At 67.7% G+C, this 13,790-nt stretch carries 15 protein-coding genes; 5 read left to right on the top strand and 10 right to left on the bottom strand.

What is annotated here, in order from left to right; all coding sequences use genetic code 11:
* Positions 1 to 45 precede the first annotated feature (45 nt).
* The gene (locus tag ACWGE0_RS32720; RefSeq protein WP_452264768.1) at positions 46 to 765 is read right to left on the bottom strand and encodes a class I SAM-dependent methyltransferase; all 720 of its coding nucleotides are present in this window, start codon (positions 763 to 765) and stop codon (positions 46 to 48) included.
* Positions 766 to 798: 33 nt separating this feature from the next.
* Between ACWGE0_RS32720 and ACWGE0_RS32715 the strand changes: the two genes are divergently transcribed.
* From ACWGE0_RS32715 to ACWGE0_RS32705, 3 genes are read left to right on the top strand one after another with little or no spacing between them, the layout of a single operon-like run.
* Entirely contained in the window at positions 799 to 1,644 is an 846-nt protein-coding gene (locus tag ACWGE0_RS32715; protein WP_319968712.1) for a ParA family protein, read from the top strand.
* Complete coding sequence (locus tag ACWGE0_RS32710; protein WP_452264767.1) at positions 1,637 to 2,398, top strand: DNA-formamidopyrimidine glycosylase family protein; 762 nt, start codon at positions 1,637 to 1,639, stop codon at positions 2,396 to 2,398. Before ACWGE0_RS32715 ends, ACWGE0_RS32710 begins: the two co-directional genes overlap by 8 nt.
* On the top strand, positions 2,383 to 3,669 hold the full coding sequence (locus ACWGE0_RS32705) for a cytochrome P450 family protein (RefSeq protein WP_452264766.1): 1,287 nt from the start codon (positions 2,383 to 2,385) through the stop codon (positions 3,667 to 3,669). Before ACWGE0_RS32710 ends, ACWGE0_RS32705 begins: the two co-directional genes overlap by 16 nt.
* Here ACWGE0_RS32705 and ACWGE0_RS32700 read toward each other — a convergent pair.
* Positions 3,666 to 4,091: a hypothetical protein gene (locus ACWGE0_RS32700; RefSeq protein WP_452264765.1), complete on the bottom strand. Its 426-nt coding sequence runs from the start codon at positions 4,089 to 4,091 to the stop codon at positions 3,666 to 3,668. The genes ACWGE0_RS32705 and ACWGE0_RS32700 overlap by 4 nt on opposite strands.
* 194 nt (positions 4,092 to 4,285) lie before the next feature.
* Between ACWGE0_RS32700 and ACWGE0_RS32695 the strand changes: the two genes are divergently transcribed.
* Entirely contained in the window at positions 4,286 to 5,263 is a 978-nt protein-coding gene (locus ACWGE0_RS32695; RefSeq protein WP_452264764.1) for a quinone-dependent dihydroorotate dehydrogenase, read from the top strand.
* Here the strand turns inward: ACWGE0_RS32695 and ACWGE0_RS32690 are convergent.
* The 8 genes from ACWGE0_RS32690 to rimO all read right to left on the bottom strand — a co-directional run bounded on the left by ACWGE0_RS32690 (position 5,244) and on the right by rimO (position 13,175).
* Positions 5,244 to 6,458 carry a glycosyltransferase gene (locus ACWGE0_RS32690; RefSeq protein WP_452264763.1) on the bottom strand — a complete coding sequence of 405 codons (1,215 nt, stop codon included), beginning with the start codon at positions 6,456 to 6,458 and terminating at the stop codon, positions 5,244 to 5,246. The genes ACWGE0_RS32695 and ACWGE0_RS32690 overlap by 20 nt on opposite strands.
* A 165-nt stretch (positions 6,459 to 6,623) precedes the next feature.
* Positions 6,624 to 7,883, bottom strand: coding sequence for a uracil-xanthine permease family protein (locus ACWGE0_RS32685; RefSeq protein WP_452264806.1), 1,260 nt, complete (start codon positions 7,881 to 7,883; stop codon positions 6,624 to 6,626).
* 167 nt (positions 7,884 to 8,050) lie between these two features.
* A complete protein-coding gene (pspM, locus tag ACWGE0_RS32680; RefSeq protein ID WP_452264762.1) occupies positions 8,051 to 8,872 on the bottom strand; it encodes a phage shock envelope stress response protein PspM in 822 nt (273 codons plus the stop codon).
* A gap of 28 nt (positions 8,873 to 8,900) precedes the next feature.
* Positions 8,901 to 9,752, bottom strand: a complete 852-nt coding sequence (locus tag ACWGE0_RS32675; protein WP_319968720.1) for a PspA/IM30 family protein — start codon at positions 9,750 to 9,752, stop codon at positions 8,901 to 8,903.
* Positions 9,753 to 10,195: 443 nt separating this feature from the next.
* Entirely contained in the window at positions 10,196 to 10,618 is a 423-nt protein-coding gene (locus ACWGE0_RS32670; RefSeq protein WP_452264761.1) for a helix-turn-helix domain-containing protein, read from the bottom strand.
* A 102-nt stretch (positions 10,619 to 10,720) separates the two neighbouring features.
* Entirely contained in the window at positions 10,721 to 11,200 is a 480-nt protein-coding gene (locus ACWGE0_RS32665) for a CinA family protein (protein WP_452264760.1), read from the bottom strand.
* On the bottom strand, positions 11,197 to 11,775 hold the full coding sequence (pgsA, locus tag ACWGE0_RS32660) for a CDP-diacylglycerol--glycerol-3-phosphate 3-phosphatidyltransferase (RefSeq protein WP_452264759.1): 579 nt from the start codon (positions 11,773 to 11,775) through the stop codon (positions 11,197 to 11,199). The genes ACWGE0_RS32665 and pgsA overlap by 4 nt, the downstream gene beginning before the upstream one ends.
* Entirely contained in the window at positions 11,772 to 13,175 is a 1,404-nt protein-coding gene (gene rimO / locus ACWGE0_RS32655) for a 30S ribosomal protein S12 methylthiotransferase RimO (protein ID WP_452264758.1), read from the bottom strand. Before rimO ends, pgsA begins: the two co-directional genes overlap by 4 nt.
* A 64-nt stretch (positions 13,176 to 13,239) precedes the next feature.
* On the opposite strand from rimO, the gene ACWGE0_RS32650 reads away from it, so the two are divergent.
* Entirely contained in the window at positions 13,240 to 13,740 is a 501-nt protein-coding gene (locus tag ACWGE0_RS32650; RefSeq protein WP_452264757.1) for an amino-acid N-acetyltransferase, read from the top strand.
* Positions 13,741 to 13,790 lie beyond the last annotated feature (50 nt).

The raw sequence follows: 13,790 nt of genomic DNA, 5'->3' as shown, positions 1-13,790 counted from the left end.
TGGGACCACTCATCAGAACCATAAAAGTTTCTGATGCAAACGCTGTCAGACAGTGCGGCGGGCGAGCACGTGCAGTCGGGCGGCGACGTCCCGGAGCGGGGACCGCGTGGCAGCGGCCAGTTCCAGCTCGGCGAGCGCGTCGGCGGCACCCGGATTCGCGTCCAGCACGACACCGGGCACGAGGTCGGAAACAATGCCATGACCTTGCAGGAGCTCGACAGAAAGCCCCGCCTCGAGAACGAGTTTCTCGAGACCTGGGACGTCGAACCGGCGTTGCAGCGGGTCACGAGTACCCGCCAGCTGACCGGCGTCGTCGTCCAGCAACCTTCGTGCGTCGACGATACGGCCGGCGATCGCGCGGTGCAGGATCGCCGCGAACCTGTTCGCCACCAGGACCGACACGGCACCGCCCGGCGCGACGGCGGCGGCCAGCGAGGACAGCGCGGCCGAGGCGTCGTCGACGACCTCCAGCAGCCCGTGCGCCAGCACCAGATCCGCCTCACCAGCGGGAACACCCAACGAGTCGGTGTCGCCCTGGACCGCGTTGATCGTCACGCCGGCCTCACGCGCACGGGTGTGCAGCGTGGCCAGTGCGTTCGGCGACGGCTCCACGACCGTGACCGCGCACCCCGCCGCGGCGAGAGGCACGGCCCAGACGCCGCTGCCGCCACCAACGTCGAGCACGCGCGGAGGTTCTCCACCTCTGCGCTCTCTCGCGGCGGCCAATTCGGCGTCGAGCACCCTGTGTACGGCGTCCGGTCGCATGGCACTAAGAGTAGGAGACCCTAGAGTAGGTCTGTGCATACGGTGTCCGTGCTCAGCCTCAAGGGAGGCGTCGGCAAGACGACGGTGGTCCTCGGCCTCGCCTCGGCCGCTCTCCGTCGTGGCGTTCGCACGCTGGTGATCGACCTAGACCCGCAGTGCAACGCCACGTCGACGCTGGAACCCGAGGAGTCCAAGGCAAGCATCTACGACGTCCTCCAGGTCCCCTCCGAGGAGAACCTGGAAGAAGCGATCCGGCCGAGCAGGTGGGGCGACGGCATCGACGTGCTGTCCGGGTCCGAGGACGCCGAGCTGCTCAACCACCCGGATCCGAACGAGTCGCGGTTGCACCGTCTGAAAGACGCGTTGCGCACGTTGCGGGACATGTACGACGAGTTCCCGTACCAGCTCGTGCTGCTCGACTGCCCGCCGTCGCTGGGCCAGCTGACCCGGTCGGCGCTGGTGGCGGCCGATCGCGCGCTGCTGGTCACCGAACCGACGATGTTCGCGGTGGCAGGCGTGCAGCGCGCGTTCGAGGCGGTGCAGAACGAGCGTGAGAGCAACAACGCCGACCTGCAGCCGTTGGGCGTCGTGGTGAACCGGGTGCGTCCGCGCTCGCACGAGCACCAGTTCCGCATCGAGGAGCTGCGCGACATCTTCGGCCCGCTGGTGATGCCGGTGGCGCTGCCGGACCGGCTCGCGGTGCAGCAGGCTCAGGGCGCGTGCATGCCGATCCACGAGTGGGGCACGCCGGGCGCGCGTGAGGTGGCGCTGGCGTTCAACCTGCTGTTGGCGCGCATCCAGCGCATCTCGCGCAGCCGCCGCCGCGCGGTGCACCACGACTTCGACGACGACGAGATCCAGGAAGCGGTGGATGCCTGAGGGTGACACCGTCTTCCTGGCCGGCCATCGGATGCACGAGGCGCTGGCCGGGAAGACCCTGCTGCGCGCCGAGCTGCGGCACCCTCGACTTTCCACGCTGGAACTGGCCGGGCTGGACGTCCTCGGCGTGCGCACGTACGGCAAGCGCATGTTCACGAGGTTCTCCGACGGCAACAGCCTGCACAGCCACTTCCGGATGGACGGCTCGTGGCACCTCTACCGACCCGGCGAGCGCTGGCGACGGCCCGCACACCAGGCTCGCGCGGTCTTCGAGGTCGACGATCGGCAAGCCATCGGATTCGCGTTGCACGACCTGGAGTTCCTGCCGACCGCCCGAGAAGATGAGCTGATTTCGCATCTTGGGCCGGATCTGCTTTCGCCGGAGTTCGACGCCGCTGAGGCCGTTCGGCGGTTGACCGAGGATCCTTCGCGACCGGTCGGCATCGCATTGTTGGACCAGCGCGTGATGGCCGGCGTGGGAAATCTCTACCGTGCGGAAGTTTGTTTCCTGTTAGGCGTTCTCCCGACAGCACCTGTGTCATCTGTGGACGCCTCACGTGCAGTTGCGTTGTCACGCAAGCTGTTGCAGGCGAACCAGTGGCGGCCGGAACAGATCACGACCGGTGACCGGCGCGTCCAGCACTACGTTTTCGAGCGCACCGGCAAACCCTGTTTGCGTTGCGGCACAAGAGTCCGATCGGGCGAGTTCGACACCAGATTTGTGTACTTCTGCCCAAAATGCCAGTCCGGTTGAACCGCGGCGCTCTCCTGGCCGTGTCCCTCGACATGGCGGTAAATCTGGATGCGCTGCGCCCGGGCTACACCGACGACCCGTACTCGGTGCTGAAAAGCCTGCGCGAGTCAGGCCCGGTGCACCGGGTCGAGACCCTCGGGGTGCCGATGTGGCTCGTGACCCGCTACCCCGACGTGCGCGCCGCGTTGGACAACCCGCTGCTGTCCTCGCACGGCTCAGCGCTCGCCGAGCCACTGCGCGGGCATCCGCACTTCGCCTCGTGGTGGTTCGGCGATCTCTCGGACCACATGATGAACAGCGACGGGCCAGACCACACCCGGCTGCGACGCGCGGTGTCGAGCGAACTGACCCCGCGCCGCATCGCCGCGCTGCGCCCCCGCATCGAGCAGCTGGCGGACTCGCTCGCCGACTCCTTCGCCGACTCCGGGAGCTGCGACCTGATCCGCGACTTCGCGGCGCCGCTGCCGATCACCGTGATCATGGAGCTGCTCGGCGTTCCGGCCGTCGACCAGGAGAACTTCCGCTACTGGTCGGACGTGGTCACGGGGCTGGCCGACGGCGACGCGGCCTCGGCGCGTGAGGAGACCTCCGGCTACCTGCGTGACCTCGTGGCGCACAAGCGGACGTCCGGCGACAACGACCTGATCGGTGCCCTGGCTCGGGCGACCGGTGAGGCAGCGCTGACCGACAGCGAACTGGCCTCGCTGGCGTTCCTGCTGCTCGTGGCGGGCTACACGACCGCCGTCGACCTGGTCGGCAACGGCGTGCTGGCGTTGCTGCGCGACCCGGAACAGCTCGAACTGCTGCAACGCTCGTCGTCAATGCTGCCCGGCGCCATCGAGGAGTTCCTGCGGTTCGACGGCCCGACCTCGCACCTGCTGCGGTTCGCCGCGCAACCGTTGACCATCGGCGGCGTGCAGATCCCGGCCGGCGACGTCGTGCTGCTGTCCCTGGCCTCCGCCGAACACGACAGCGCCCGGTACCCGCGGGCCGACCAGCTCAACATCGAGCGGGCCGACCGGCAGCACCTGGCGTTCGGGCACGGCATCCACTTCTGCCTCGGCGCGCCGCTGGCGCGGCTGGAGGGCGAGGTGGCGTTCCGGACGCTGCTGAACCGCTGCGCCGGCCTGACGCTGGACACCTCCGCGCCGCTGGGGTGGCGGGTGTCGCTGGGGAGCCGCGGGCTGCGGGCGTTGCCGGTGACGTTCCGGACCAAGCCGAGGATGCCGCTGGACGAGCAGGCCACGATCAAGGTGCCCAAGCCGTCCTAACGGCGTCGGTGACGCAGCTCCGCGAGCTCCTGACGCGCCTCGTCGAGGTGGCCCGCGTCCATCAGCCGCAGGAAGTGGTGGCCCAGTCCGGACGGCATCGGCAACAGTTCCTGGAAGGCCAGCCACAGCTCCGCCGCGATCGACTGCTGCTCCGCGGACAGTTCGGCCTGCAGGTCGAAGTACCCGGCCGCCTCCAGCACGCCGGCCCAGAGCTCGACGTCACCCGCTTCCGGTTCGTCGCCCCAGTTGGACCGCGGCTCGAGGCGCCGGACCGCGTTCTCGACCGAGTTGCCCACCGCCACGCAGACAGCCAAGGTCACGTCGTAGTAGGGCCTGTCCGGCCGCCAGAGCGCGATGAACGCCTCCTGCGGTGTGGCACCCTCCGCGAGCACAGCGCGCGCTTCCGCCGTGAGATCCCCCATGTCGCCATGATGCAGCGCGTAACGGCGTTGCCGGAAGTCGGCAACCATCTACGTGAGCCAGCCGATGACAACGTTCGTCGCTGGTGAATTCACGCTCAGCAGGGCATCTGACCGCGAATTCGCACGGCAACGTTGCGAGCCACGCCACTAGAGCACCGCGCGCCCACCCTGAGCAGGCGTTATAGGGTGGGCGCGTGGTTTACAAGCAGGTGGTTCGCAGGGCGTTGTTCGGGATGCACGGCGGCGACGCGGAGCGGGTCCACGAGACCACGCTCAACGTCATGGCCCGGCTCAGCCCGTTGGCGAAGTTCGCGCGCAACCAGAACAACCCGCGCACGGTGTTCGGCATCAGGTTCCCCAACCCGGTGGGGCTCGCGGCGGGCCTGGACAAGGACGGGCGGGCGCTGCCGGCGTGGGGTGCGCTGGGGTTCGGGTTCGTCGAGGTCGGCACCGTCACCTGGCACGCGCAGCCGGGCAACCCGAAGCCGCGGCTGTTCCGGTTGCGCGAGGACGAGGCGATCATCAACCGGATGGGCTTCAACAACGCGGGTGCGCAAGCGCTCGCGCGGAAGCTCGACAAGACCGGGCTCAACACCCCGCTGGGCATCAGCCTCGGCAAGTCCAAGATCACGCCGGTCGAGGACGCCGTGCAGGACTACCTGAACTCGCTCAACGCCCTGAAGGACCACGGCGACTACTACGCGATCAACGTCAGCTCGCCCAACACTCCCGGCCTGCGCAGCCTCCAGGACAAGGGCGCGCTGACCGAGCTGGTGCAGGCGCTGACGCGGGCCACCGACAAGCCGATGCTGGTCAAGATCGCGCCGGACCTCACCGACGACGCCATCGAAGAGGTCATCCAGGTGTGTCTCGACAACGGCATCAAGGGCCTCATCGCCACGAACACCACGCTCAGCCGTGAAGGCCTCACGAGCGTGCACCAGGGCGAGACCGGCGGCCTCAGCGGCAGGCCCCTCACCCAGCGGGCGAACGACGTGGTGCGGTTCATCACCAAGAACAGCGAGCTGCCGGTCATCGGCGTCGGCGGCATCGCGACCGCCGACGACGCCAAGCGCATGATCGACGCAGGCGCGAGCCTCGTGCAGATCTACACCGGGTTCATCTACGAAGGCCCTGGGCTGGTCAGCAGGATCAACCGGGCACTGAAGTGAGCGTGCGCTCGACGTGTTCCCAACGGCCGACCGGACGGTAGCCGCGCAGCACGGTCAGCAGTGAGCGCAGCACGGCCACGAAGTCCACGAACACGATCACCATCAGCAGCGGGTAGGCCAACGGCGCCAAGGCGAGCAACGGCGCCTTGGCCCGCCACGGTTCGGTCAGGTCACCGATGATGGTGAAGAACGCAACGCCCGTGTAGACCGCGCACAGCAACAGAATGCCGGTGAACCAGCCCGTCTGGAGCGTTGCGCTGATGACCACGTAGATGAAGAGGGGCTCGAACAGCACGAGCACCTCCCCCGCCGCCGTGTACGGCAGGTGCACCCACGACAGAAGGCGCGAGCAGGACGTGCCGAAGAAGAGCGAGCGGTGCTTGTAGAACGCCTGCAAGCGGCCGAACTTCCAGCGGAACCGTTGCCGCAGCAGGCCGTGCAGTGACGGCACGGCCTGGGTGTACGCGATCGCGTCGGCCGCGAAGATGATGCGCCAGTTGAAGTTGCCGCGCACGGACAGGATCTTCATCGAGAAGTCGATGTCCTCGGTCATCGTGTCCGTGTCGAAGTAGCCACACGCGCGCACGATCGACGTGCGGAACATCGAGCCCACACCGCCGATGACGTACTCGCAGTTGAACACCGTGTAGCCCTGCTTCAGCCGGTGCACCACCGCGTACTCCAAGCGCTGCACCCAGCCCAGCACGCCGCGCGGCGAATCGATCTTCACGTTCGCCGCGGCGGCGAGCACGAGCGGATCGGCGAAGTGCGCGACCATCCGGGAGACAGCGGAACGGGACAGCGTCGAGTCGGCGTCCAGCACCATCACCAGGCCGTCACCGACCAGGCGCATGCCGGTGTTGATCGCCGCCGCCTTGCCCTTGTTCCGTTGCGAGACAACGTGAACACGCGAACCGAAGCCCTGCAACGCAGCGAGAGTGCCATCCGTCGAACCGTCGTCGACCACGACCACCGACACATCGGCGTAACAACTGTCCAAAACAGACTGAACAGCACGGGCGATGCAGAGTTCCTCGTTGTACGCCGGAATGACCACCCAAACCGTTGGCGTGTAAGGCAACGGGCGCGAGCGGTGCAACGACAGGTCGTAAAGGTCGGCCGCCACCAGAACCACGCACACGCGCACGATGCCGATCATCGCGAGCGGCACCATGAGCCAGACCAGCGACGTCATCGGCGGTGGCGCAGCAGTCGGATGCGGGACGCGACGAGACTGCCCGCGATGATCGCGCAGGCCGTGAACAACACCACGTAGTACGCGGCGACCATGGTCGAACTCCCTCCGTGGACCGGAATCAGGATCGGTCCGAAGTGGAGGGACGAAAACCACACAAACGGGTTAAGACTGACTACCGCGCGCAGCGCGCAGCCAGCGCATGATCGGATGCAGGATCACGACGAGCAGCGAGCCCCACACCATGCCGCCCATCTGGAGCTCGCCGATCTCGATGGTCAGGTCGCCGACGCCGGCCACCAGCGCCGCGCCCCCGACCATCGCGTTCGCCGGGTTCGCCAGGTCGACGCCGCGGTCCATCCAGATGCGCACGCCGATCAGCACGATCAGGCCGTAGAGCACCAGCGTGCAGCCGCCGAGCACGCCCGGCGGGATGGTGCCGAACAGCGCGATGGCCTTCGGGGAGAACGCCAGCAGCGTGGCGAACACACCGGCGAACGCGAACGCCGCCGTCGTGTAGATCCGCGTCACGGCCATCACGCCGATGTTCTCGGAGTACGTCGTCGTCCCGGCGCCGCCGCCCAGGCCGGACAACGCGGTCGACAGCCCGTTCGCGATGATCGCGTCGCCCACGCTGCCGTCGAGGTTGCGGCCGGTCAGCGCCGCGACCGCCTTCACGTGCCCGACGACCTCGGCCACCAGCACGATCACCACGGGCAGCATCAGCAGCACCACGGACGGCCGGAGCTCTGGCTGGTGCAGCTGCGGCAGGCCCACCCACGCGGCGTCCCGCAGCGCGTCGAACTTGGACTCGGGCACGGCGCCGAACAGCAGGCCGCCGATCCACACCCCGAGGAAGCCCACCAGGATCGAGAACCGGAACAGCCACCCGCGGCCCAGCACGCCGGCCAGCAGGATCACCGCGGTCGTGATGGCGGCCAGCAACGGCTGCTCGGCGAAGTTCGAGGTGGCCTGGTGCGAGAGGTTCAGGCCGATGATGATCACGACGGCACCGGTGACGACCGGCGGCATGACCGACTCCAGCAGCCGCACGCCCAGCGCCTTGACCGCGATGCCGACGACGATCACCAGCAGACCCGCGGCGACGACACCGCCCAGCTGGGCCGCCATGCCCTGCTCGCGCGCGGCCACCAGCGGCGCCACGAAGGCGAACGACGAGCCCAGGTAGCTCGGGACGCGGTTCTTGGTGATCACCAGGAACAGCAGTGTGCCCAGGCCGGAGAACAGCAGAGTGGTGGCGACGGGGAGACCGGTGGCGGTGGGAACGAGCACCGTCGCGCCGAACATGGCGACCAGGTGCTGCACTCCGAACCCGATGGTGAGCGGCCAGCTCACCCGTTCCTGGGGTGCGACGGTTTCACTGTCGGTGATCCGACCGTCCCCGTGCACGGTCCACAACGCCAACGCACTGCCTCCCGGCAATTCAGCCGGACTTCCCGCAGACCGGCCCCGGAATCCTGCCACGCCATGTAGTGGCTACGGCTAGATAACGGTCTGATAATCACACGATTGCCCTAAAGATCTCTAGAGAGACTCGCCGAATAGGCGCATGCGATTACAGAGCGTCACATTCAGTACGCTGAATAGCCTGACACGTCTCGCATCGCAGACGCGAGACCCGCCATGTGATCGGTGGCGTCGTCCAAAACCTCGCGCGGGTCCTGGAACTGCGTGCTCGCCGCCAGCGCCTGTCCGGCGGCGGCCACCAACGCACAGTAGCGGTCCACGCCGTCCGCCAGTTGGATCCTGAGCACCCGCACGCCCTCGACCAACGACGCGCGCTCCAGCGGCGGTGCCGTGTCACGTGCGCGCTCCACGGCCTGCAGCTGCGCCGACACCGCACGGATCGCCGAGGAGGCCTCCTGGGCCGTCTGACGGGCGTGCTGGACGGACTCGGTCGGCATCGACGTGAGGGCGGGCGAGTCGAGCTGCACGAGCAGCTGGTTCATCGTGTCCTCGGCGCCATGGAGCTTCTCCATCGGCACGCGCGCGGACGAGACGTGCGCGGGCAACGGCGGCCGGGGCGGTGGTGGCGGCGACAACGCCAGCCGCTGCCGGGCGGCACTCAGCTCACGCAGCTTGAACCCGCTGCGCACGGCGAGCAGACCGGGCACGGCCGCACCGATCGTGCCGCCGACCGCGGCCCACGTGCCGAGCACGCCGGTGAAGCCGAAGACGGCGAGCGTGCCGAAGATCGTGATCAGTGCCAGCCAGAACGTGAGCACGGCGTTGGTGCGCTTGCGCCTGCGTTCGAGCTTGGCGACCGGGTCGTTCCACTTCTGCAGGCGGTACCGCGCCTGCTCGGCCAGCGGGTGGCCCTGGAGCGACGCACCCAACTCGTTGACGACCTTGCGGACGATCTCGTTGTTGGGACGGTTTCTCCAGGGCTCCATGATCACCTGCTGACTCCTCCGATCCCGCTCAGTTCTGAGCCGGCGGGACCTGCTGTTGCGTGGTCTTCTGCTCCTGCTGGACGCGCTGGGCGATCTCGGCCTGGATCTGCGCGGCGGCGCTGTTGCCGGCGGTCACCTGCGGCGGCGTGCTGGCCTGGCCGCCGTGCATGGACGCGCGGATCTGCTCGAGCCGCGACGAACCGGCCATCTGCGTGGTCGAGGCCTGCACCTCGAGCATGCGGCCCTGCACCGAGTTCTGAGCGAGCTCGGCGGACCCGATCGCGGTCGCGTAGCGCTTCTCGATCTTGTCGCGAACCTCTTCCAGCGACGGCACGTTGCCCGGCGCGGCGAGCTCGCTCATCTGGGTCAGCGACGCGGAGACCTGCTCCTGCATCTTGGCCTGCTCCAGCTGGCTGAGGAGCTTGGTGCGCTCGGCCAGCTTCTGCTGCAGCATCATCGAGTTGCGCTCGACGGCCTGCTTGGCCTGTGCGGCGGCCTGCAGCGACTGGTCGTGCAGCGTCTTGAGGTCCTCGATGCCCTGCTCGGCGGTGACGAGCTGGGTGGCGAAGCTCTGCGCGGCGTTCTCGAACTGCGTCGCCTTCTGCTCGTCCCCCTTGGAGCGCGCCTCGTCCGCGAGGACGAGTGCCTGACGGGCGGAGGCCTGCAGCTTCTCCACGTCGCCCAGCTGGCGGTTCAGCTTCATCTCCAGCTGCCGCTGGTTGCCGATCACGGCCGCGGCCTGCTGAGAGAGCGCCTGGTGCTGACGCTGCGCCTCCTCGATGGCCTGCTGGATCTGCACCTTCGGGTCAGCGTGCTCGTCGATCTTCGACGAGAACGACGCCATCAGGTACTTCCAGAACTTCACGAACGGACTGGCCATCTCCTACGCCTGCCTTCTCGGTGCCGGTGTTGGATCCATCGTCTCAATTGTGCGTCGGCGTATCCACCGACACGGGGAGATATCCGGGAACACCCTGACCCACCCCGGGACTTAGGAGTACACACGCCTGACGACGTGCCAATCCTGCCCGCACCCGCGCCCCGAGACGCGGTGACCCAACGTGCTGTGGCCAAGCCGTTGCCTGCCGTTCAGCGTTGCTGGCGTCGTTGCATGGTGAACGTACGAAGGGGCAATCTTGTTGCAGACCGTCACGTGGCGGCGGCCACAGCTTCGGACCGAATCACCCGAATGCCAGCGACCCCGTTCGCCGGCGGCCTGGGGGTTTGGGGGGTGTCCCCCAAAGTTACCGAACGAAGAACGGCTCATGCTCTCCGTGAGCATGAGCCGCCCTGAGTGAGCACGGGGTCGAGTGAGTAGTGGGTTCAGGCAGCAACCACTGCCTTGGGAGCCTCGCCGATCTTGCTGGTGAGGCGGTGACTGAGCATCGGCTGCAGGCGCAGGTCGGACAGGTCGTCCGACAGCGTGGACGGCAGCACACGGCCACCCTCCAGCTTCCCGCGTTCCGTTCGTCCGTCTGGAACGGTGTCCGGCACCGTGTCCGGCGTCTGCTGGACGGCGCCGATGTCGGAGGCGACGTGGTGCAGCAGTTCGGACAGCGGCAGCTCTAACGCGTCACAGATGGCCGAGAGGAGTTCGCTGGACGCCTCTTTGCGGCCGCGTTCCACCTCGGACAGGTACCCCAGGCTCACGCGGGCGGTCCGAGAGACCTCGCGCAGCGTGCGGCGTTGGTTGGTGCGGGCATGGCGAAGTCGATCACCGATCGCCTCGCGTAGCAGCACGGTCATCGCGCGCCTCCTTCCGGCCGGCCGTGTCCCTACGTTACCGATCGACACCGACAACGGGCAGTGACTTCCGAACACGTCCGCCAAGGGCGAACGAACGCCGAGTCATCGTTTGTTCCCGTCCCCGGTCATCAGCAGGTATTCCGACAGCAGGACCAGCGCTTTTTCCACGGCGGTGAAACGCACCGCTTTTCTGTCACCACTCACCGTGATTGTCCGCACTGTGGACACTCCAGGTCCGCTCAAGCCGATGTGGACCGTCCCCGGAGCGACTCCGTCCTGCGGATCGGGGCCGGCGACCCCGGTCAGTCCGATTCCCCAGTCCGATTTGCACCGGTTCCTGGCACCCTCGGCCAGCTGGATCGCCACCTCGGGATGCACGGCGCCGTGCTCGTCGAGCAACTGCTGATCCACGCCCGCGAGCTCGTGCTTGAGCTCGGTCGCGTAGACGATCAACCCACCGCGGACCACGGCACTCGCCCCCGGTGTGTCGACGATCGTCGCGCACAGCAGACCCGCGGTCAGCGACTCGGCCGTGGCGACGGTTTGGTGCCTCGCTTCGAGCAGCTCGACGACGCTGGTCACAGCACCGCCCGACCTGCTCTTGCCTTCAACTTGAACGCTCGGACGACGTAGTCGATTCCCGTGACGACGGTGAGAACCAGCGCGACGACCATGATCGCCCACGCGATGAGCTGCACCACGTCGTTCGTCGGGAGCACGAACAGCCCGATCGCGATGACCTGGGCCAGCGTCTTGGCCTTGCCGCCACGGCTGGCGGGGATCACGCCGTAGCGGATCACCCAGAACCTCAGCAGCGTCACGCCGACCTCGCGCACGGCGATGACGATCGTGATCCACCACGGCAGCACGTCGAGGATGCTCAGGCCGACCAGCGCGGACCCGGTCAGCGCCTTGTCCGCGATCGGGTCCGCGATCTTGCCGAAGTCGGTGATCAGGCCGTGCTTGCGGGCGAGGGTGCCGTCGATGTGGTCGGTGAAGCTCGCGACGGCGAAGATCCCGAACGCGATGAGACGCCACGTGGTGTCGAAGCCGCCCGCTTCGAACAGGGAGAACAGGAAGACCGGAACGAGCGCCAGCCTCGCCATCGTGAGGATGTTGGCGACGTTGAGCAGCGGGACCTTCCTGGCCTCAGTCATGTCGCGATGACCTCTACGACCAGGTCGACGCCCTCGGAGTCGACCACGCGGCAACGCACGAAGTCGCCGCGCTTGAGCCCCTCGGCTTCGAGCACGATGCATTCGCCGTCGACCTCGGGCGCCTGGTGCTCGGCCCTGCCGACGCAGTCGCTCTCCTCGTCCTCCTCGTGCTCGATCAGCACGACGACCTCGTCGCCCACCCGGTCCTCGGCGCGCTGGCTCGTCAGCTCCTCGACGAGGTTGCCGATCCGCTGCACGCGCTCCGCGATGGTGTCCGCGTCGAGCTTGCCGTCGAGCTCCTCGGCCTCCGTGCCGTCCTCGTCGGAGTAGCCGAAGATGCCGACCGCATCGAGCCGCGCCTCGGTGAGGAAACGCTCGAGCTCCTGCAGGTCCGCCTCGGTCTCACCGGGGAAGCCCACGATGAAGTTGCTGCGGATGCCGGCCTCGGGAGCGTGCTCGCGGATCTGCCACACGAGCTTGAGGAAGCTGTCGGTGTCGCCGAACCGGCGCATGCGCCGCAGCACGTTCTCGCTGGAGTGCTGGAACGACATGTCGAAGTAGTTCGCGACCTTGTCGGTCTTCGCGATGGCGGCCACCAGCGACGGCTTGGTCTCGGCCGGCTGCAGGTAGCTGACCCGCACCCGCTCGACGCCCGGGATGGACGCCAGCCGCGGGAGGAGCTGCTCGAGGGCGCCCTGCTCGCGCGGCAGGTCCTTGCCGTAGCTCGTCGAGTTCTCGCTGACGAGGAACAGCTCCTTGACGCCGTTCTCGGCGAGCCACATGGCCTCGGACACGATCTCGTCCGGGTGCCGCGACACGAACGCGCCGCGGAAACTCGGGATGGCGCAGAAGCTACACCGGCGATCACAACCGGACGCGATCTTCAACGGCGCCACGGGAGCGTCGTCGAGGCGCCTGCGCTGGACCTTGGTCGGCCCCCAGCCGTGGCCGGGCACCTGGACGTCCTTGCTGGCTTCCTGGCGCTTGACCGGCGTGATCGGCAGCAGCGTGCGGCGGTCCACCGGCACGTGCGACTCGACGGGCTTGCCGTGCAGCACGTCCTGAAGACGCTCGGCCAGGTCGTTGTACTGGTCGAAGCCGAGGACCGCGGCCGCCTCCGGGAGGCTGTCCGCGAGCTCCTTGCCGTACCGCTCAGCCATGCATCCGACCGCGACGACCTTGGCGCCGGTGTCGGACGCGGCGAGCAGCGTGTCGACCGAGTCCTTCTTCGCCTGCTCGACGAAGCCGCACGTGTTGACGACGACGACGTCCGCGCCTTCGTCCACCAGCTCCCAACCGCCCTCGCCGAGGCGTCCGGCGAGTTCTTCGGAGTCGACCTCGTTGCGGGCGCAGCCCAGGGTCAGCAGCGACACACGTCGCGGAGTGGTGGGAGAAGACACGGTGCTCAGAGTAACCGGGTCGGGCTGTCAGACCGGAATCGTGCCCACCTCATACTTGACGGTTGTGACCAGTGGGGTAGTAGTGCGGCGCGCCCGCACCAGCGATGTGCGCGCCATGAAGGCGTTGATCGACGGGTATGCCGGCAAGGTCCTGCTGACCAAACCGCTGGTCACGCTGTACGAGGCGGTCCAGGAGTTCTGGGTGGCGGAGGAGGACGGCGAGCTGCTCGGCTGCGGCGCCCTGCACGTGATGTGGGAGGACCTGGCCGAAATCCGTTCCGTCGCCGTCTCGCCCACGGCACTGGGCAGGGGTGTCGGGCACCGGATCGTGGCGCAGCTCATCGCGACGGCCAAGGAGCTCGAGCTCGCGCGCATCTTCGTGCTCACGTTCGAGACCAAGTTCTTCAACAAGCACGGCTTCATCGAGATCGAGGGCACTCCGGTGAGTCCCGAGGTCTACGAGGAGATCATGCGAAGCGTCGACGAGGGCGTGGCCGAGTTCCTGGACCTCAGCTACGTGAAGCCGAACACGCTCGGCAACAGCCGGATGCTCCTGGAGTTGTAACTCTTCGAGTAATTACTCGAAGAGTCTTGACTCGACTAACCGTGGCGCAC

Source organism: Lentzea sp. NPDC054927, assembly GCF_053610285.1.
This window is presented reverse-complemented; position numbering and strand designations above follow the sequence as displayed.